We start from the raw sequence: 21264 nt of genomic DNA, 5'->3' as shown, positions 1-21264 counted from the left end.
AAATCAAGTTGTAGGAGATGGATTATGTTGCTTCAAAAAGCAGGAAAGAAATGCATGGCCTTATGCTTAACCTTACTGATGGTGTTTTCGTTATTCGGCCCCGTAACTGCGATGGCGGCGGGAGAAAGTTCAAATACCGAGGGTATCGATGGATATGTGACGGTAGCTGTCGAGAAATTCACATTGGGACAAGGCTATATCGTTGAGCCGGTACGTGTTCCTTTTCAAGAAGGGGACAATGCGGCAGCCGTTATTTCAGAGCTATTGGGAGAAGGAGGCTACGATCATGGCGGCAGCGTAGAGGACAAATTCTATTTGTCCAGCGTATACGATCCGGGCGCCGGAGAAATCGATATTCCTTCTTATATCGTGCAAGCCATTGGTGGAGCGGCGAATATCGGCGAACGGGCGAATACGGATTGGTTAGGCGAATTTGATTACTTCAACCAATCGGGATGGATGTATGCGGTCAATGATGCCTTCCCGAATGTCGGGTCTTCTGAAACCCTTGTTGAAAACGGCGATGTCGTTCGTTGGCAATTTACCGTCTACGGATTGGGAGCGGACCTGGGAGCCGGCGGTAATCTTATTGATACTGCCGACAAGGATGCATTAACCGAAAAAGTAGCGGAGATTAACAGCAGCACGGAAAAAACAGAAATTCTTGAAGATGATGCAGTTCAATTAGCGTATGATAACGCTTATGACGCGCTCACGGATATGGAAAGCAGCCAATCCGTTGTAGACGATGCACTGAATCAATTGGTAGAAGCGTTAGGCGAGAGCGAAGAACTGAATACGGCTGAATTGACAGCTTCCATTGAAGCGGCAGAGTTGAACAAAGCATCCGTTAAGGTAAGTTTAGACGGATCCGATGTAAGCACATCGGAATATTGGGTTGTTCAAGCTGAGCTCGACTCATTGGTCGAAGTCATTGTATCGGCTCAACAGCTAGTCGTTGATTCCAATGCGTCGCAAGAAGAAGTGGATGCAAAGGTATTGGCGCTTGATCAAGCTCAAACGGCCTTCAATGAAGCCAAAAAACAAGGCTTATGGGAAGAAGTCTCGCAGCCTGCATTTAATGTTACGTTTACAGCAGCGCCAAAAACAACGAAGTTAGAGATTTATAATTCCAAAGATCAGCTTGTGGATATCGGCGAGGGCGTAGAGGGCACTTATAAAGTATATACTGCTTCCTTGCCTGCAGGCGACTATCGCTACAAAGGGATTGACGCTAGCGGAAACAGCATTGGCGGAGGCAAGTTGACGGTAACGACGCAGGCGGAACAGGCCTTTCAATTCCGTCAATTAAACCTTAAAGCCAATAATGCGGGATGGAATGTCGATGTCGATTATACGGTAAAGATCGGTCAGGACAGTCCAAGCGACACCTCTCTACATTTGGGGACGAAGACGGCTGCAGGCCAATATCCCGTACTTGTTATTACGGGAAATACGTATTTTTATTCTTTTGAGCCAAGCGAAGCCCGAGTGACTGCAGGTTACATGGCGCTTAGTAACAACGTCACGGTTACGATATCCACTTCAGCACAATCGGTTACCGGAGCGATTCCTCTAGCGCGAATCATTACTCTTACGGTACCGGAGGAAGCTACGCCTTTTGTGGGCCGAAAAATCAAGCATTTTGTATCGTTTGAACAGGTCGAGCCTTTGGAAACGATATATCAGGACGGCAATCGTGTGTCAAGCTACAAGCTGATGGACAACCAGGAGTATAATTACCGGGTCAGCCAGGAAGGCAAGCTGACGAATACGGGAACGTTTAAAGCGACCGCCGCGAATGCAGCCATGGCAATTACGGAACAACAATTAAATGTTTTGTCGCCGAATTCGATATTGAACCGGGGCACCTATTTCGAAGGGAATATTTATCTCAATATTAATGAACAAAATCACTTAAAGCTATCGGCGCCGGGAGACGAGTTCAAGCTATTAACCTTGCGGAGCTGGCAGGCCTTAATTGAAGGAATCAGCAACTACTTCTTTGAACCGGACTTCCATTATGAAATCATTTCTGGCAGCGACGTCATAGATATCGAAGAAGGCGAGCCGGGCAGCTATTCAACAATCACAGCGAAAGAAAGCGGAACGGCGATTGTTAAAGTGACTTATGATGCCCTTAAGGTAAACGGATCTTCTTATATTACGAAACCGGATGATGCTTTTAGCGCCATTTGGCCGGAAAATGTCGGCTTGTTCGTTGTCACGGTTGGTCAAGGCGAGACGGACATTGTCACTGGCATCGAGAGCAACAAGGCACTTAACCAGAAGGCTAATGAGGGCAAGACAGGCAATGCAGTCATGAACCTTCAAAACGGCGCATTCGATGCGGATATCGACAGCGTCTACTACATCGATACGGAGCCTGGAGCTATCTACTCATTTACTCCTTCCGAGGGAAGCGATGTCAGTGTTATTCGACCTGAAATCAATCATGATGCGGGAACCGTCTCCTATGGAGACGGTACATTCTCCTCTGAGGATGTGACCGAGAATCCTAACGGATCGTTCAGCGTGCTGCTGACGGAAGGCAGAAACATTGTCAAGATTGAAAGAGATGGTCAGGCCGAATATCAGGTTATGACGGCAAGACCGCTGGCAGTGACCATCGACAATATAACTCGTCCGGGGAAAGAAATTGGTCCCGGGGACCGAGTCAAAGTCGTATTGGGAGGGTTATCGTTCCCAGCTAACAAGCTATCTGGTATTTATAATTTTAACGCGCAGCTCAACTTTCTGGCAGGACCGAATCAGGCATTAGTCTCCGGTCTTGTGAGACAGTACAATATTACGACACAGGCTAATAGCGTGGAGTTCCAGGTACCGCAGGATTGGATAGGCGGCTACAGCCTTAATGATGGTTATATTAAATTGGGCTTCTTCGGCAGTCCTATCGGCGATCATCGCAATATTAATCCGGTAGTAGGGGCCAATCCTAATTTTACGGCGGGGACTAGAGAAGGATACTACAGTATTTTCCCTAAGATCGTCATAGTGAAAGAGGCGGATAAGTCTGCTTTGCAGCTTGCCGTTGATAATGCCAAGGAACAGCTTGGGGCCGTCTCCTCGAGCACAGACGGTAGCGATATTCTGCAAAGCGACTATTGGGTAACGGAAGAAGTGCACAGCCAACTGGCGCAGCTTATTGAGTCCGCCCAATCTTTAATTGCCGACGAAAATACCAACCAAGATCATGTCGATGCCAAGGTGCTCGCGCTTAATCAAGGGATCGACTCGTATAACAGCGCCAAGCAGCCGGGTTCGAAAAAAGTAGCCGTTCTTGTAAACGAACAGCTCGATAAGCATTTGGCATATTTGGCGAACGCTGTAAGCAATCCTACATTTGGTACGAGTGACGGAGAATGGAGCGTTCTTGCTCTTGCCCGCGCGAATTATGAGGTTCCGGAAGACTATTACGCCACTTACTACAACAATGTGGTTCGTGCAGTCCAAAGCTTAATGCCTTCAGGAAAGCTGCATGCCTCCAAGGGTACGGAGCATTCCAGACTGATTCTAGGTCTTACGGCAATCGGCAAAGACATCCATGCTGTGGCTGGTTATGATATCGGCGCTGCGTTAGCCGACTTTAATTACGTGACCAAGCAAGGAATTAACGGCCCAATCTTTGCGCTGATTGCGCTCGACAGCCATCAATATGACATCCCCGTACAAAATGGGATTGCGAATCCAACAACGCGCGACAAGCTGATTAACTATATTATCGATAATGAAATTGCCGGTGGGGGCTGGTCCTTGTCGGATACTGCCGATCCGGACATAACCGGAATGGCGATACAAGCTCTAGCCCCTTATTACGAGGAGCAAGAAGAGGTTAAAGCGGCTGTAGATCGCGCGCTCTTGTGGCTGTCTTCCGTTCAGAACGAGGTTGGCGGGTACTCGAGCAACGGCGAAGAAAATGTCCAAAGCGTAGCCCAAGTCATCGTTGCTTTAACGAGTCTGGGAATTGATCCGCATACGGATAAGAGGTTCAACAAAAACGGCCATTCCGCAGTCGAAAACATGCTGAGCTATGCGGCGCCGACCGGCGGGTTCGTTCATCCGAAAGGCGGCAACGTGGATGGAATGGCAACCGACCAGGCCGCTTATGCCCTTGTTGCCTATGCCCGTTATCTGAACGAAGACACCAGTCTGTATGATATGACGGATGTCGTCATTGAGGTTCCGGAACCGTCCGGTACGGTGCACCTTCCAGAAGACGGCCAGCCTATCGTTATTGCTAATGATGGCAAGGACTATACGATATACGTCAAAGAATCGGATCACGAGAAGCAGGTATCCATTGAACTGCCCGATTCCGTGCTGTCGAAAACATTCATCGATTTGCCCGCCAATGCGGCGCTGCCAAATCTGTCTATCTCGAGAGGTGGCGTCACGGCCGAATTCCCTCAAGGGATTACCATGAATGGCGATTCGAATCAAACGCTCGAACTGATTACGTCCAATAATAAAAACGATACAGCGCTTAAGTCGAGCTTGACCGGCGTAATGGATTCGAATAAACAATTAGACAGCGTTCACGAATTTTTTACGATCGGCGGAAACGGATCAATCCAGTTTACGAATGGATACGTGAAGTTCACGTTCGAAGGCATGAAGGGCAAAGAGGCCGCATTTATCGAAAATGGCCAGCTTACCCGGATTCAAAAATTCGCTAGCGACCAGGAAGGGCTGGCGAGCGGCAAGCATGAGTACGCGTATGAAATCGGAAGTGATCTCATTGTCAAAACGGATCACTTTACAGACTACGTCGTCTATTCGGTTAAGGATAAAACCGGTGGGGATGGCGGTCCAGAACCTGCAAAAGGAACGATCCGGTTATCGATCGACAAGCTAACGATTAATAAAGGGTATGTATTGTCGCCAACGACGGTTGAATTTACTCCGGGCGAATCGGTCTGGGATGTGTTGAAGAGAGAACTAGAGAGCCGCAGTATCGCTTATGAATACTCTTTCTCCGATAAATACAACAGCGTTTATGTCGAGTCTATAGCGGACGATGGAGAATTTGATCATGGCAGTGGCAGCGGTTGGATGTACAGCGTCAATAATGTTTGCCCGAATTACGGCGCAAGTTTGTATAAGTTGAAACAGGGCGATAAAGTACAGTGGCGCTATACGACCAATTTAGGTAAAGATTTGGGCAATTGTGGTTCAGGATGGGAAGAAGACCCGGATACGGACGAAGGCGAAGGCGAGGTTGAGCCAGGCACGGAAGAACCCGAGAAGGAGCCAAAGGTTTTGGCAGACTTCTATGCGGATAGCGCAAACGTATCCGCTTGGGCTTCCGATCTCGTTTTGGAAGCAACAGAGAAAGGTTTTATTCAAGGGTATAACGGCAAACTGAATCCAAAAGACGAGATTACCAGAGCTGAGTTCGCCAAGTTGATCGTCGAACTCTTTAATATTCAAACAGATGGGGAGACAGCCAATCCTTTCTCTGACGTAGAGTCGACAAAATGGTACTATCCGTACGTTAAGGCGGTCTTTGCAGCCGGAATAGTGACCGGTTACAAGGATCAATTTCTGCCGAATGAAACGATCACAAGAGAAGAAATGGCGGTCATGATTGCAAGAGCGTTGAAGCGGGAGCCGGTTCAATCCAGCGTTGTCTATCAAGACAGCGACCAAATTGCGTCATGGGCACAGGGATCGATTACGGATATCTCCGCGTTAAAAATTATGATTGGTAACGCTGATCAATTCAAACCGAAGGGCGTAGCAACCAGAGAGATGGCTATCGTTGTTGCGATGAGAGCGTATCTATACAGCAAGAGTTAAGGTGCGAAAGAGATTCGGAAATTTGTGAGAATCGAATGGTAAAAAACCCAGTACCGCACCGGTACTGGGTTTTTTGTATAATGCCAAGCACTTTATTCTATTTGCGGCGTTTTTTCATCATGCGGGTATAGATGATAAGTGCGACTGCAATCATGGCGACGAATCCCAAGTTGGACGCTATTTCCTGCTCTAAACTAAACAACATGCAAAGATTAGTAACCAGACTTTTCGTCAATAGCGCGGTTACTATCAAGATTAGCGGTCTTATAAAATTATATCTTCTCATCTCTTGCCCCCTGTTTCTGGACGAAATAGGCCTGTCTACTCCGGCAAGTATAACAATTGCCGGCCTTTTCGTCCAGTTACTCTGGATGAACGCAAAACATTCGCTCCAAATAAATACACTATAGTAGGTTTACTAGGTTGACAGTGAGAATGGTTATCGTTTACTATTTTTGAAAAAGCTTCTCCAAAAGTATATCGCGGCGGATCGTTGCGGTGATGAGAATCGAGTTGATTTTATGAACCTGGATGAGCATATACAATTATGGAACATTGCATCTATTAAAGTCCTTGATGTTCGCCATTCTCGTATTCGGCAAGGAGACGAGCTTCGGTTGTACTGTCTGCCTGCCAGTTGTTTCTTGTGTTCGATGCGAGGCGGTGCGCAAATCGTGCTCGACGGGGAGAAGTACGTACCGGAGGGCTTTCATGTGCTGCACGGCGGAAAGGGATTGTCGCTGGACATACTGCCGACGGGCGGGGAATTCGAGTACTATATGATCTTCTATAATGGGAAGATACCTGTGCCAAGCCGTATGGAAATCGTAAGCATGCTGGAGCGGAATCGTCCGTTCCATATCCATTACGGTTTTGCGCCTCAGCATCCGATTTCACTCATAAATAAGATTGCAGAGATGGACCAGGGCTGGAGGCAGCCGGGTTCTTTGGGCCGTTTTCAAGTAAAGGTGTCTTTCTATCAATTCGTGCATCAGTTGCTCAGCCAATTGCAGGTCCAAGGAGTGAGTACGCATAAACCAGAGCTGGTCGATCAGGCTGTGAGTTATATTCATGAATATTATGCAACGCCAGTTACCTTGGAATCGCTGTCTGAAGGCCTGAGCTATAGTGCTTCCCACTTATCGATTCAATTCAAGCGGAAGATGGGGCTTAGTCCGATCGCTTACTTGATTCAAGTTCGCATGACCAAGGCGACTCAGCTTCTATGGACAACCGATGCGGCGTTGCACGAAATCGCTGCCAGCGTGGGATATGCTGACGTTAATTATTTTAGCCGGCTTTTCAGAAAAGAAAAAGGAATGTCGCCGGGGAAATTCAGATCTTCGGCAACGGTTGGCATGACAGTAAAAGATAATGCTGTTGTATCCAAAAGATTGTCCATTGTTTCCCGCAGACAGAGAAGATATATTGATAACGATAATCGTTATCTATATTTGAGAGAAGGGAAATCCGTTATGTACAACAAAGCAAAATTTTCAACAGTTGCCATTCTGCTCGTATGCTTGACTCTATTGATGGGGGCATGCTCAACCGGTACATCCAATTCCAATAATGGAGCTTCGCTAGTAAGCCCAACCCAGGTGCCGGTTTCCACCGCTGTCGCCGCAGAGGCGGAGTCCAGAACGAAGGTCGTTACAACCGTATTGGGAGATGTGGAAATTCCCATGGAGCCTAAGAAAATCGTCAGCGTAGGACTCGAGGATATGCTCCTGTCGCTGGAAGCGCCTCTCGTGCAAGCGGGCGCAACGGAAGGAGACTATCTGTACGATACGCTTCAGGATAAGAACATTCCTGTCATATACTCTCCGGCTACTCCTAATTATGAAGCTATACTGGCCGCAGAACCGGATTTGATTTTTATCATTAATGGATACGTCGACCAGGCGGGATACGAGAAGCTATCCCAAATTGCTCCGACTCTTGCCTACGAGCGGGACGATTGGAGAACGTCAATCGTCGAAATAGCCAAGGCGATTAACCGCGAAGAGAAAGCGAACGAGATCATTCAAGCTTACGATGATAAGCTGAAGCAGGCCCGCGAGACGATTAGTCAAGCGGTCGGAACGGATAAAACGGTTGCCTTGCTCCGTCCATCCGAGAAAGAAGTCGATTTGTTTTTCCCTACGTTTGCTTACGGCGGCGTGTTATATAACGAGTTGGGGTTGAAAGCCTCCAGCAGCGTTGCCGGCTTCCAGGAGAAGACGGAAGAGGATTGGGGATTTACGTTATCCATGGAAATGCTTCCGGAGTTGAACCCCGATTATTTGTTCGTGACGGCGGGTTACTCCGGTTCCGTAGAGAGCGATTTTCAGAAACAGGTTGAGGCCGCCAAGCAGGTCGAACAGTTGCAAGTGTGGCAAGCAATTCCTGCCGTGAAACAAGGTCAGGTGCACTATGTATCGGCCAGACATTGGATGCTCAGCGGTCCTATCTCCGATAGCATGAAAATTGACGATGTTGTGCAAGCCCTGACAGGGAACGCAAAGGAATAATACATCAACATGATCGCAATCGTTAGCCAATCGGCTAACGATTTTTTTTTTTGAAGTTTTATAATCAATAAATTTTCTTCAAAAGCTCAAAAACTTCCTCAATAGTAAGCCCAAAGGATTTGTAATACGAGGTGTCGACGACCATTTGCTTAAGAATCATATCATTGCGTTTTTGGAGCATTTCATCGGGGGAGAGCTCGGTAACAAAACAACCTTTGCCGGTAACGGTGTATATCAAATCAAGCCGTTCGAGCTCCTCCCATGCTTTTTTGACGGTAATGATACTGACGCGAAGCTCCGTGGCCGCTTGGCGTATAGGAGGCAAGCTATATCCGTTTTCTAGTTCGCCCTTCAGGATTTGTGCGCTGATTTGTTCAAAAAGCTGCTGATAAATAGGCTTCTCAGAGGTGTTCGATATAGCTATGTTCATTAGATTTCCACTTTCTCAAACCGTTTAATGGCAATACGATAAGCGATAAACGTACAAATCGCGAATATGGCGATGCCCGTGATCAGGATTCCAAATTGAAGAGCGAGGTTATCGGCACCGGTTCCTTTGAAAAGCTCATGCACGAACGAATTTTGTATGCCGAGCCACTCCGCCCCTATGGCGAATAAAATGGCAGCCGTAATGGATACAATCGACGCAGCGCCGTATTTGTAGGCTGTTTTATAATACATGGATATAAAGATGATGTTGAAGATCGCAACCATGACGAAGCATAGTCCCCAGAATCCTAACGAGGGCTGGAAGAAATAGTAGATCAAATTCGGATATAAGCGGATACTGATGAAGCCAAATATCATGGCCACTACAATGTGCAGCAACTCCATAATGACAATAACGGATACCCTTGCTTTTACCATGTCATTTTTGGTTACAGGCAGTATGCTCGTAAAGATGAGATCGTTTTGCGTTTTGTAGCCTGCAAACATATTCGGTATCGTAATGAAGCAAAAGTAAAGGACGACTAGGAAATACAACCAAGCGGGAATTAACATTAAAGCGCCTGTCAAAAAAGGCATTACATAAAAGAACGGACTTACGCCTAACTTCATTTCTTTCATCAGTAAGTTATACATTATTATCCTCCTTTTTCGAGAAGTAGATCATGATCTCCTCGAGATTAGGCGCGGTTGATTTGATATCCGATGAGGAATCGAAATCGCTTGTATGGATTAAGCCAGTAAAGCCGAATGAATTTTTCTTATAGGAAATCAAGTTGTCCTTGATCGAATCCAATTGCTCTTTGCTCCCGTTCACCAGACGATAGGTGTCGATGAATTGCTCTTTCTCGGAGCTGTTAATAATTTGTCCGTTATGGATATAAGTAATATAATCCGCGCACTTTTCCAAGTCGGAAGTGATATGGGTGGAGAACAGGATAGTAATTTCTCCATCTTCGACCAGCTCCTGAAAAATATCCAGCAGATTATCTCTTGCAACCGGATCAAGTCCGCTCGTAGGCTCATCCAGGATAAGAATTTTGGCGCCGTGCGATAAAGCTAAGGCCAAGTTGTATTTCACTTTCATACCGGTGGATAGCTCGGCTATTTTTTTGTTTTCGTTCAAATTAAATTTTTTTAAATAGTTGTGATAAGCTTGATCGTCCCAATTGCGGTAGAACTTTTTGATTACGTTCGTTAACGTTTTGATTTTGCTGCGCGTATAGAAGTCGATATCCCCAAACGCCGAGCCGATATCTTGTTTTAGTTCGACTTCGTGTTTGATCAAATCTTTGCCCAAAATACGAATCTCGCCGCTATCCATGCGAGTCAAGTTCAGCATGGATTTGATAGTGGTTGTTTTTCCTGCGCCATTGGCTCCGATAAAGCCCATAATGTAACCCTTTTCCAGTTGAAAAGATACGTCTTTCAATTGAAAATGCTCATACTTTTTGTTTAAAGCTTTGATCTCTAAGGCCAGCATATCGTACCTCCGCTCCATAATTGTGTATGTTGTGTATGCACAATATAACATTGAGGCGTTGATGATGTCAAATAATTACTTTTAAAATGCCCATACTATATTTAGACCGACCGATCAGGGTCGTTCTTTCCTATACGTACGGGGAGACAGGCCAGACAGCTTTTTGAACACTCTGCCGAAGTGGGAGAAGTTCTCGAATCCGCAGTGTTCCGACACCTGAGTAATGCTCCAGTTTGTTTCGCGCAGCAAGTTTTCGGCTTCTTTGACCCTGGTAATGTTGATGTATTGGGTAAAGCCAAAGCCTGTGACTTCCTTGAAGACACGGCACAAGTGGCCTTTGCTAATATAAAAATGGTTGGCAATGTCGTCCAAATGGAGCGGTTCACGGTAGTGCAGATTAATGTGGCGGATAATATCCGTTACTTTCTGCTGGACGGGTGTAAGCTCAATATTAGGCAATGTCTTGCGCTTCCGAATGTGGCGAGTGGTGAACAGCATTAATTCAATAGCCATGTTCCGGATATGCAGTTGATAGCCTGGGGGGTGCTCGTTAAGTTCGGTCAACAGCGAACCAAGCAGCTCTTCCACGTGCATCCGTTCTTGCAGGTTCAGTCTGATTAGCGGATGACCATCATGGAATGGGGCCAAAAGCAGATCTATATCCTCCTGCGAAATGCCATTAAAGAAGGCTTCACCGAAATGAAGAACGACCCGTACGTGATTGGGCTCGCTAAGCCCTGACGTTTTGTGGACGACGTCGGAGTCGATGAGCACTATATCGCCAGGGTGAACATGGTGGACGGAGTCTCCGATAAAGAAGTTCCTTTCTCCGCTGTATAAATAATAAATTTCGTACGACTTATGGTAGTGGGTGTTCGTCATGGAATGATGGCCGAATCTCCGGTCGAATTCGATCCACAATGGTTCGTTTATTGAGCCGAGAAGCAGCGTGTCGGGAAGCGTTTGAACAGTCATATGGAAAGCTCCTTTCATTGGCGTTAGACTGTTTTAATTATATCAATATTTGCGGGGTTTGGAGAATAGATGTGTATAAATGCGGAGAAATCACTCCTATCTTCATGTTAATCTTAAAGCATGAGAATCCGTTTTCGACAAGAGAGAGGATATGGAGGAATAGATGATATGCGCAAATTCGAATGCAACGAAGCGGAAGTAAAAGAACTTATTGACCGTGTAGTTCGCCGAACCATGAACATGGATTTCACTTGGAATTGGTCATGCGGGGTAGCTTATTACGGGATATGCAAAGCATGGGAAGTAACGGGGAATCAAGAATACATCGATTTTCTAGTCAAATGGGTGGACGAATATTTGGAGCTTGGTCTGCCGCCAATGATGGTTAATGCTTGTGCCATGGGCCATACGATGCTGACCCTGCATGAAGCCACGGGAGACAAGAAGTATCTGGATCTGGCTTTGATGAAAGCCGAATATTTAAGCAAGGAAGCGATCCGATTCGGGAATGGCGTGTTCCAGCATACGGTATCGTCCAAAAATGATTTTCCGGAGCAGGCGTGGGCGGACACGCTGTTCATGGCTGCTTATTTCCTGCTTCGCCTAGGATTCAAACTAGACAAAAAGGAATACATTGACGATGCGCTTAATCAATTTTACTGGCATGAAGAATATTTGCAGGACTCGAAGACGAATTTATTCTATCACGCTTGGGATAACGTGAGGCAAGATCATCTGTCCGGCATTTACTGGGGCAGAGCTAATGCATGGGCCGCTTATACGATGGCACAGTCTTACAAAATGTTGAATCCCTTCATGCCGATGTGGATGCAGATCGGCGGTGCGCTTGGCGATCAATTAAGCTCGCTAGCCAGACTGCAATCACCAGACGGTCTGTGGCGTACGGTATTGAATGACGACACTTCCTACGAGGAAACTTCCGCTTCCGCCGGTATTGCTGCCGCGCTGGTATCGTATGCGCATCCTCTTCATCAAGACTATATGGCCAAAGCTTATAAAGGGATATTGGCCAACATTGATGAAGACGGTTCGGTCCGCAACGTATCTGCAGGCACGGCGGTCATGTATAGTTCAGAGGATTATAAAGTCATCTCCAAGAAGAGAGTGCAAGGCTGGGGCCAAGGATTGACTTTGGCTTACCTGGTAGCCTTGCTTCAGAATAGGGAAGTAGTCAGCAAGATTTAGTATTAGTATGATTTAACAACAAGAGGGTGTCTCAAAAGTCATAAATGACTTAGGGACGCCCCTTCTTCATTTTGTAAAACAAAAAGAAACCGTTTCTTGGTAAAATGGAAGTGCGACCAACCATTTTCGAAGGACGACATTACTCCCCATCACCTTGTTCGTGTTGTCAACGCGGCGGAAGTTCGTGAAGGGAAGATCGATTTGAAGCGACTGCGTCATAATGTAATTTACGATGCTGCGGATCGTCAAGAAAAGCACGGGACGCAAAATCGTGAAGAATAACCATTGATTCAAAACCTCTTGCCATGCTTTCGAATGAAAGCATGGCAGGAGGTTTTTTTGAAATTATAGGAGTGGGAGTATATGCTTTGCCAATGCCGGAAAAGCGCTATTAAATATGCCGCAATAGTGATAGAATGACTAAACTTCCAAGGGCTACAATGTATACAGGATATACTTGGCATACTAGGGAGTGATCTAACTATGACATCGAGGTTACATGACGTTTTGACAGGAAAAGAAGACAACTATATTTTGCCCTTCTTCTGGCAGCATGGGGAAGAAGAAAGCGTACTGCGAGAAGAAATAACCCGTATCCACGAGTCAGGTATTGGTGCAGTCTGCGTGGAGGCAAGGCCGCATCCGGATTATTTGGGCCCCAAGTGGTGGGCGGATATGGATGTCATTATGGAAGAGGCTCGAGCCCGCGGTATGCGAGTATGGATACTGGATGACGACCATTTTCCGACAGGTCATGCTGCGGGAAGATTGAAGGATGCTCCGAAAGAGCTTCGCAGGCTGTACTTAACAGAGAGCCATCTCGATGTTATAGGGCCGCGTACTCATTCTTCTTTTCTCGTTTCGCCGATGCCTTTTGTGCCCGGATATGGCGGCGGCGGGAAACTGGTCGCCGTTATCGCAGTGAAGCGCGATTCCGTAACAGGTGAGCTGACGGACGAAACCGTGGATGTGTCGAAGGAATTGGATAACGGCAGATTATACTGGGACATCCCCAAGGGGCACTGGCGGATCTTCTCGATTATCGAAACGGAGCATGGCGGTGATCCTGAAAAGCGCGATTACGTCAATTACCTCGTTGCGGATTCCGTACGCGTTCTGATCGATACGGTTTATGAAGCGTTCTACGACCGCTATCGTGATGATTTCGGCAAAACATTGGCCGGTTTCTTCTCGGACGAGCCTGGCTTTTATAACGATAAGGATACGTTCGACTTTAACTCTGGATTGGGTAAGCTGTATGTGGCGCTTCCGTGGAGTGAGGAAATGCACACGCTCATGGAACGAGATCTGGGCAGCGAATATCTTCAATACCTGCCCCTGTTATGGCACCAAGGTCAGGACAATATGTCAAAATTGCGTTACGCATACATGAACCTCGTGAGCAAGCTATACGCGGAAAACTTCACGAACCAACTCGGCAACTGGTGCAGGGAGCGGGGGGTTGAGTATATCGGGCATGTACTCGAAGACAATAACGTCCATGCCAGACTAGGATCCGGTGCAGGCCATTTTTTCCGCGCGCTTGGCGGGCAGGATATGTCGGGTGTAGATGTTGTGCTCTGGCAATTAAAGCCCGGATATGACGAAACGCCTGCGAAAGGAATCTTCGGGGAGCTCGATTCGGAGTTTTATAACTACGGCATGGCGAAAATGGCTGTTTCGTTGGCTCACATCGATCCCAAAAAGAAAGGACGCACAATGGCCGAGGTGTTCGGCGCTTATGGCTGGTCGGAAGGGCTGAAGCTAATGAAGTGGTTGACCGACCATATGCTGGTAAGGGGCGTCAACTACTTTGTTCCTCACGCCTTCTCGCCGAAAGATTATCCGGACAGGGATTGTCCTCCGCATCTGTATGCCCGAGGCAAAAATCCGCAGTTCCGTTACTATAAGCACTTGAATGCCTATACGAATCGAATGAGCCATCTCTTGTCTGGCGGAACACATGTTGCGACGGCTGCGGTATTGTATCACGCAGAAGCCGAATGGTCCGGTGAGGCTATGCTTTTCCAGAAACCGATGAAGGAACTGATGAGAAATCAGATCGACTGCGATGTGTTGCCATGCGATACGATTGTTGATGGAACTGCAATTCGGAACGGCAAGCTGATCCAGCAGGACGAGAGCTATGATTGCTTGATCGTGCCATATAGCGAGGCGCTTCCGGTGAACGTACTGTCCCGCCTCCTTGAGATGGCTGAACAGGAACTTCCGATCTTTTTCGTCGATGGTCTCCCAGTACGCAGCAGTGAAGGGGAAGCTGTCGAAGCGATTGCTCGCCTGACCGCGTCTGAACAGATCGAGACCGTGCCGCTCGAGTCGCTGGCAAACAGACTTATGCAGTCGAGGTTTTACGATATCCAGGTGAGAGACAGCCAGCCTTACCTGCGCTGCTACCACACGAAACACTCGGACATGGATGTGTTTATGTTCTTTAACGAACATCCATACCGTGAAATCGATACAGAGGTCGTTCTGCCGGCCACAGGAATGGTGCTCCTATACGACGCCTACGATAATAAGCTTCGACAATCCGGCAGCTTTACTGAGGAGAACGGCTCGGTGCTGAAGTTAAAATTGCTTCCTTTTGAAACGGTAGTTGTCATTACAGCAAATGAAATTGCGGGGATTGATGCGGGGATTGATGTTCATGAACCGACTGCCAGCAATAAATCGGTCATGTCTATTGATGGCCCATGGGCTGTCTCGACGGCAACCTCGGAACAATACCCTGGGTTTACGCCTTGGAGAGAGATCGATCAACTCGACGATTTAAGCCGATCTGAGCTGTTGCCGTCTTTCTCGGGAACGTTTAAGTATGAGAGGGGTCTCCTGTGGTCGCCGAGACCGGGCAAGCGACTTCTCATTGATATCGGTGAAGCATTTGAAACCGCAGAGGTATTCGTGAATGGCGCATCCGCCGGTGTACGCATCTCCGCTCCCTATCAGTTTGATATAACGGAACTAGTCAATAATGGTAACAATTCGTTAGCGATTGAAGTGACCAATACGCTTGTCAAGGAAACGCCGGATTACTTCTCCCGGCTTGCGTCGCTGGAGCCGAGCGGCTTGCTCGGGCCTGTCCGCTTAATTGAAGCGTAATGAAATATAGGAGTATATTGTTTCACTGATATTCTGACGCCTATATTTCTCCGGAATGAAACGCGCTGCACCGCCAAAGGACGGGACAGCCGTTTCACCTTGAAATGCCGTAATTATGCTACTCATGTTGCCGTAATAGTGTTAGTTGGGCATGGAAGCGCTTGCTATACTTTATTTGTAACCAAACAAACACATTGCAGGGGGAGAATATGAGAAAAAAATCGAAGGTAGTCACACTGCTGGCAGTCGTATCACTAACCACAGCATTGCTTGCTTCATGTTCTGGCAACAATGGCAATAATGCAGCTAACGAAACGAATGCAGGACAAGCCGCTGGCAATACCGAGCAATCATCAAACAATGCTGCAGATCAAGCAACGTTGGAGCCTTATGAGCTAACGATGTCTTTTCCGATTTTCAGTGCAGAACCGAAGGACTTGGCTGAAGTGGAAGCTGAGCTTAACAAAATTACGAAAGCAAAAATTAATACCACTATCGACATCCTGCCAATCAGCGTTGGTGCGTATGCTCAGCAAATGAACCTGATGTATTCCAGTGGCGAGAAGCTGGACCTTTCCTTTATCTTCGGAAGCGGTGGGATGTACAGCTCATCCGCGGCATCCGGGAAATTAATGCCAATCGATGATCTTCTGAAAGAGTATGGGCAAGGAATCGTTGAGGCTGTCGGCGATCAGTATGTAAATGTTCCTCAAATTAACGGGAAGCTCTACGGAACCCCGATTGTCGATACCTTTGCCAAAGGTGTAGACTACTTCATGCGTAAAGATCTTGTCGACAAATATCAAATCGATGTTGCCTCCATCAAAACGATAGACGATGTAGGAAACGTTCTAAAAACAATTAAGGAGAAGGAACCAAACCTTATTCCGCTTGGTGTAAGTCCAGGCCTCGGACCGGTGACATCGTTTATCGACTATGATGATTTAGGCGACAGAATCGGTGTCCTTCCAGGCTACGATAATGGATTGCAAATCGCTAACTTGTTCGAAGCTCCAGAATATGCCGCACAGTTGAAGCGAGTACACAATTGGTTCGAAGCGGGTTACATTAATAAAGATGCGGCAACGACAACCGTAGTTGTCAATGGACAGCTTAAGGCTGGCCGTACCTTCAGTGGATTCTATCCGAGTTCTCCAGGTCAAGAAGAGAGTCTCGAGCTTGAGACGGGCTTTGAGCTTGAAAAGGTTGAACTGGTTCCGCCTTATTCCAAGACAGGCAATGTCATGACTGGATTATGGACGATTGCCCAGCAATCCAAAAATCCGGAGCGGACCATGATGTTCCTCAATCTCATTTATTCGGATAAGGATATTGCTAACCTGCTCGTATGGGGCATCGAGGGCAAGCACTATGTTAAAGTCTCAGACACGCAAGCCGATTACCCGGAAGGTCTGGACGCAAGTACGGTTGGCTACAACTTAGTAAGTTTCGATTGGATGTTTAATCAGAGAATGACTTTCTTGTCGAAGACGGATAACCCGGATATAAGAAACTTAGAAGATGAGTTTGTCAAACGGACTACCCCTTCCAAAGCGCTTGGTTTCGTATTTGATGAAACACCTGTGAAGAATGAAGGGGTATCAATCCGGAACGTATTGGAGCAATATGCCAAAGTATTAGAAACGGGTTCGGTGAATCCAGATAAGAAGCTGAACGAATTCAACGATAAACTTAAGGCAGCAGGTCTAGAGAAATATATGGCAGAGAAACAGAAGCAGTTGGATGCATGGGCCGCTAAGTAATACTGCGTGACCTTAATCCAAAAAGGGTATAGCCCCCTGATCTTACCGGGGGTTATACCCTTTTTTCAATACACAGAGACCTCTAATAGAATGCCGGAAAAGGACAAGTAATGTTGCCGTTATACTGTTAGTTCCGCACAAACAGAGCTTTTATAATGAGAATAGGCACACAAGTTCAGGACATGGAAGGGAGTCGCTTTATGGCACAAGCTGCAATGCACGCCGAAGGGAATCACACACGAAAGACAAAAAAGAAGTCGGGATATCGTAAATATTTGCCGCTAGTAATTATGATGATTCCCGGTATTCTGTACATGCTGATCAATAACTATCTACCTATGGCGGGCATCGTCATCGCCTTTAAGGATGTGAATTTCGCCAAAGGCATCCTGCAAAGCGACTGGGTCGGACTCAAAAACTTCGAGTATCTATTCAAGACCTCAGACGCGTACATCATTACTCGAAATACGATTATGTATAATGTCGTGTTTATTATCGTGGGTACCGTGTTGTCACTGGCCACAGCGATCCTGCTCAACGAGATCAAGAATAAGGTGTTCTTAAAGGCCTTTCAAAGTCTTATTACGCTGCCGCATCTCATCTCCATGGTTATCGTCAGTTATCTGGTCTACGCCTTGCTCAGCGCAGATGTGGGCTTCTTGAACAAGACGATTCTTCCGATGTTCGGAATCGAAGACGGCATCCTATGGTATAACGAACAGAAATACTGGCCCGTCATTCTTACGTTGGTGCATTTCTGGAAAGCAGTCGGCTATTCCAGTATCGTATTCTTCGCCGCGCTCCTCGGCATTGACGAGGAGTACTATGAAGCCGCGAGGCTCGACGGAGCAAGCCGATTGAAGCAGATTCGCCATATTACGCTGCCGATTCTGGCACCGGTTATTATTATGCTGACGCTGCTCTCCGTAGGGCGTATCTTCTACTCCGACTTTGGATTATTCTATCAGGTACCAATGAACTCGGGATCGCTGTTCGAGACGACGGCGACAATCGATACCTACGTATTTAGGGGACTCACGGGCTCGGGCGATATCGGAATGTCCACTGCGGCTGGCGTCTACCAATCGATTGTCGGCTTAATTCTAGTCATGCTTGCTAACTATGTGGTAAGACGCTTTAGCAAAGACAACGCGCTGTTCTAAGGAGACATAATGATGAAGAATGAAAGCAGAGGCTTGACTTGGTTCAGTTATATCGCGATGTTCCTGTTCGCCGCGGTGTGTATCATCCCGTTTATATTGCTTATTTCCGCTTCTCTGACGGATCAGGATGCTATAATTGCGAGCGGGTACTCGTTCATCCCGCAACAATTCAGCACAGCAGCATACACCTATCTGTACGAGAGGGGATCGGATATTGCACGGGCTTATGGAGTCACGATATTTATTACGGTCATCGGTACAATAGTCGGTGTATCCATTACGACACTTCTTGCCTATCCGTTATCCAGGAAAGAAACGCCGAACCGCAATCTAATTATGTTTCTGGTCTTCTTTACGATGCTGTTCAATGGCGGTCTCGTGCCATCCTATCTGGTGTATACGCAGTTGTTTGACATTAAGAATACAATCTGGGCCTTGATTCTGCCTGGCCTGCTGACGAATGGATTCTATGTCATGCTGATGCGTACGTTCTTCCAGACGACTATTCCGCCGGCGCTTATTGAATCGTCTCAGTTGGACGGGGCGAACGAATACCGAGTATTATGGTCGGTGGTGCTCCCGCTCTCGACGCCTTTATTGGCGACAATCGGACTGTTCACGAGCATCATGTATTGGAATGATTGGCAGAACGGGATGATTTATATCACGAAGCCGGAATTCTATAGCATTCAGAATTTACTGAATCGTATCATGCAGGACGTTCAATTTATTCAGGGCAACCTGGCCGCTAACGCCGGTGACGCTATGCAGCAAATGCCGAGCGATTCGGTGAAAATGGCGATTGCGGTCATCGGGGTGCTTCCTATTCTGGTTGCATACCCGTTCTTCCAGAAGTATTTCATTAAAGGAATTATGATTGGGGCCGTAAAAGGCTAAACCGTAGCCTTTCCATACGTCCGTTTGCGCCATAACTGGAAGTTACAGTTATGGCGTTCGTGCTTTCTTTATGTGTATGATGGGATCAATGAGAAAAGCAAGGAGCGGAATGATATGAAGCTGTTGAAATGGCATTGGCTAAGCCATTCGTTGCGAAACAAATTAATATTAAGTGTGTCAATCATGACTTTGCCGATCGTCGGAATGCTGATCTACAACAACTTCTACTCGATTCAAGTTGTGCGCGAGCAAGTAGCCGTTTCCTACAATGACGCGATGAGTCTCTATATGAATCAAATCGACAGAGAGCTCAATGATGCGGATGCGTATATCAATACGATAGCGCTTGGCAGTGACTTGTTGTCGATGAGCCGAGCAGCGAACAATGACGATTACTATATCGCCAAAGTGTTCATGTTTAATAGTCTTAGTAATGATATTGGTTTGTATCGTTCCGTGAATTCGTTCTTCGTATACCATAAGCAAAGGCAAGATTACATGGATATCCCTCGTTCCACCGTCGTTTCAAATGAGGATAAAGAAACCATTCAGCAATATATCGTCAATTTGATTCATCAGCAAAAAAATGTACAAGGTGGATCGCCAGAGAGGTGGAAGTATTACCAGATTGGAGAACAGTATTACTTAATCGATATTGTCCTGGCCGGTGATACGTATCTGGGTGCATGGATCCAAGCGGATCAGATCATCACTCCCCTACGTGCTTTGAAGATGGGGAAAGTTGGAGAGATCTTGCTCGCCAACGATCAAGGCGAACCGATCACCGATTCAACCGTCGTACATGAGAACGGTATTGTGCTGCGCCAGCAGTCAGAGGCTTATTATTTATCCGGATCGGAGAGAAAGTTTCTGGTCGTTGGCACACCCTCCACGAAAGGAAACTTTAGCCTGATGACCATAATCCCAGATACGAACATTTTGGATAATCTTCCGTATCTTCAACGCATTATATGGATCATTACATTCGCATCGGTATTGTTAATTCCCGTTGGTCTCTATGCGATGAGACGGGCATTCCTGATACCGTTAAGCCGCATTTTGCTCGCTATGAAGAAGGTTCGCGGCGGCGATTGGAGTGCCCAGGTTGATATGCAGACGACATCGGAGGAGTTTGTTCTGTTGGGCGATTCATTTAACTCGATGATGAACGAGGTACAGACGCTTCGAGTGAATGTATTTGAAGAACAGCTGAATAAACAAAAAGAGGAATTGCATCGTTTGCAGTTGCAGGTTAACCCGCATTTTTTCCTTAACACACTAAATCTCATATGTAATCTGGCCAAGGTCAAAAACTACGAGCTGATTATTGAGATGACGGTGGCGCTGATCCGATATTTCCGCTTCCTGCTCCGCAGCAATGCGTCGTTCGTGAAGCTTAGGGATGAGCTTGATCATGCCCGAAATTATTTGAATATCCAGCAATTAAGGTTTCCGGAGCAGCTCGCTTGGACGATTGAATCGCCTGTTTACTTGAGCGAAGTCGCGGTGCCGCCCCTGATCATTCAATCTTTTGTCGAGAACTCGATCAAACACGCCGTCACTCTTGATAAGCCTATTGGAATTACGATTAGCATCGAGTTTTTGGAAGAAGAGAAAGGCTCTCGAATGAGAATTATCATCCAAGATACGGGATCGGGATTCAGTGACTCTGTATTGCAAGAGCTACAGGCAGGAAGAAGCGTGCAGAATGATCAGGGGGATCATACGGGAATTTGGAATGTTCAAAGACGGATGAATCTGTTGTACAACGGTAAAGCATTGCTACATTTCTATAATGATGAACTAACCGGCGGAGCAGTAGTGGAGATGATTTTGCCTACCGATCCAGTAACGCAGTAACGCGGAGTAACGGAGGA

At 46.7% G+C, this 21264-nt stretch carries 13 protein-coding genes; 8 read left to right on the top strand and 5 right to left on the bottom strand.

The genetic code is table 11. The features are described 5' to 3' along the window. The first annotated feature begins 24 nt into the window (after nucleotides 1-24). Both V8F51_RS19805 and V8F51_RS19800 read left to right on the top strand, forming a co-directional pair. A complete protein-coding gene (locus V8F51_RS19805) occupies nucleotides 25-5820 on the top strand; it encodes an S-layer homology domain-containing protein (RefSeq protein WP_337102137.1) in 5796 nt (1931 codons plus the stop codon). A gap of 455 nt (nucleotides 5821-6275) precedes the next feature. Continuing rightward, nucleotides 6276-8333, top strand: coding sequence for an AraC family transcriptional regulator (locus tag V8F51_RS19800; protein ID WP_337102135.1), 2058 nt, complete (start codon nucleotides 6276-6278; stop codon nucleotides 8331-8333). Nucleotides 8334-8397: 64 nt separating this feature from the next. On the opposite strand, the gene V8F51_RS19795 is transcribed toward V8F51_RS19800, so the two are convergent. The 4 genes from V8F51_RS19795 to V8F51_RS19780 all read right to left on the bottom strand — a co-directional run bounded on the left by V8F51_RS19795 (nucleotide 8398) and on the right by V8F51_RS19780 (nucleotide 11238). After that, a complete protein-coding gene (locus V8F51_RS19795) occupies nucleotides 8398-8763 on the bottom strand; it encodes a GntR family transcriptional regulator (RefSeq protein WP_337102134.1) in 366 nt (121 codons plus the stop codon). Next, nucleotides 8763-9416: an ABC-2 transporter permease gene (locus V8F51_RS19790; RefSeq protein ID WP_337102133.1), complete on the bottom strand. Its 654-nt coding sequence runs from the start codon at nucleotides 9414-9416 to the stop codon at nucleotides 8763-8765. The genes V8F51_RS19795 and V8F51_RS19790 overlap by 1 nt, the downstream gene beginning before the upstream one ends. Then, on the bottom strand, nucleotides 9409-10263 hold the full coding sequence (locus V8F51_RS19785) for an ABC transporter ATP-binding protein (RefSeq protein ID WP_337102132.1): 855 nt from the start codon (nucleotides 10261-10263) through the stop codon (nucleotides 9409-9411). Before V8F51_RS19785 ends, V8F51_RS19790 begins: the two co-directional genes overlap by 8 nt. 114 nt (nucleotides 10264-10377) lie before the next feature. Then, nucleotides 10378-11238 carry a helix-turn-helix transcriptional regulator gene (locus V8F51_RS19780; RefSeq protein WP_337102131.1) on the bottom strand — a complete coding sequence of 287 codons (861 nt, stop codon included), beginning with the start codon at nucleotides 11236-11238 and terminating at the stop codon, nucleotides 10378-10380. Between the two features lie 168 nt (nucleotides 11239-11406). Here V8F51_RS19780 and V8F51_RS19775 point away from each other — a divergent pair, with 168 nt between their 5' ends. Beyond that, the gene (locus tag V8F51_RS19775; RefSeq protein WP_337102130.1) at nucleotides 11407-12444 is read left to right on the top strand and encodes a glycoside hydrolase family 88/105 protein; all 1038 of its coding nucleotides are present in this window, start codon (nucleotides 11407-11409) and stop codon (nucleotides 12442-12444) included. Between the two features lie 66 nt (nucleotides 12445-12510). On the opposite strand, the gene V8F51_RS19770 is transcribed toward V8F51_RS19775, so the two are convergent. Beyond that, entirely contained in the window at nucleotides 12511-12738 is a 228-nt protein-coding gene (locus V8F51_RS19770) for a hypothetical protein (RefSeq protein WP_337102128.1), read from the bottom strand. A gap of 189 nt (nucleotides 12739-12927) precedes the next feature. On the opposite strand from V8F51_RS19770, the gene V8F51_RS19765 reads away from it, so the two are divergent. From V8F51_RS19765 to V8F51_RS19745, 5 genes are all read left to right on the top strand, one after another. After that, on the top strand, nucleotides 12928-15564 hold the full coding sequence (locus V8F51_RS19765) for a glycosylhydrolase-like jelly roll fold domain-containing protein (RefSeq protein WP_337102127.1): 2637 nt from the start codon (nucleotides 12928-12930) through the stop codon (nucleotides 15562-15564). Nucleotides 15565-15773: 209 nt separating this feature from the next. Next, nucleotides 15774-17327 carry an ABC transporter substrate-binding protein gene (locus V8F51_RS19760; RefSeq protein WP_337102126.1) on the top strand — a complete coding sequence of 518 codons (1554 nt, stop codon included), beginning with the start codon at nucleotides 15774-15776 and terminating at the stop codon, nucleotides 17325-17327. Between the two features lie 200 nt (nucleotides 17328-17527). Next, on the top strand, nucleotides 17528-18490 hold the full coding sequence (locus V8F51_RS19755) for an ABC transporter permease (protein ID WP_442956464.1): 963 nt from the start codon (nucleotides 17528-17530) through the stop codon (nucleotides 18488-18490). Between the two features lie 12 nt (nucleotides 18491-18502). Continuing rightward, the gene (locus tag V8F51_RS19750) at nucleotides 18503-19387 is read left to right on the top strand and encodes a carbohydrate ABC transporter permease (RefSeq protein WP_337102125.1); all 885 of its coding nucleotides are present in this window, start codon (nucleotides 18503-18505) and stop codon (nucleotides 19385-19387) included. Between the two features lie 114 nt (nucleotides 19388-19501). Continuing rightward, nucleotides 19502-21247 carry a sensor histidine kinase gene (locus tag V8F51_RS19745; RefSeq protein ID WP_337102124.1) on the top strand — a complete coding sequence of 582 codons (1746 nt, stop codon included), beginning with the start codon at nucleotides 19502-19504 and terminating at the stop codon, nucleotides 21245-21247. Nucleotides 21248-21264 lie beyond the last annotated feature (17 nt).

The sequence above is a fragment of the Paenibacillus sp. YIM B09110 genome (genome assembly GCF_037167145.1).
GTDB lineage: Bacteria > Bacillota > Bacilli > Paenibacillales > Paenibacillaceae > Pristimantibacillus.
The sequence above is the reverse complement of the archived record's forward strand: the minus strand, read 5'-3'. Positions and strand labels throughout refer to the sequence as shown.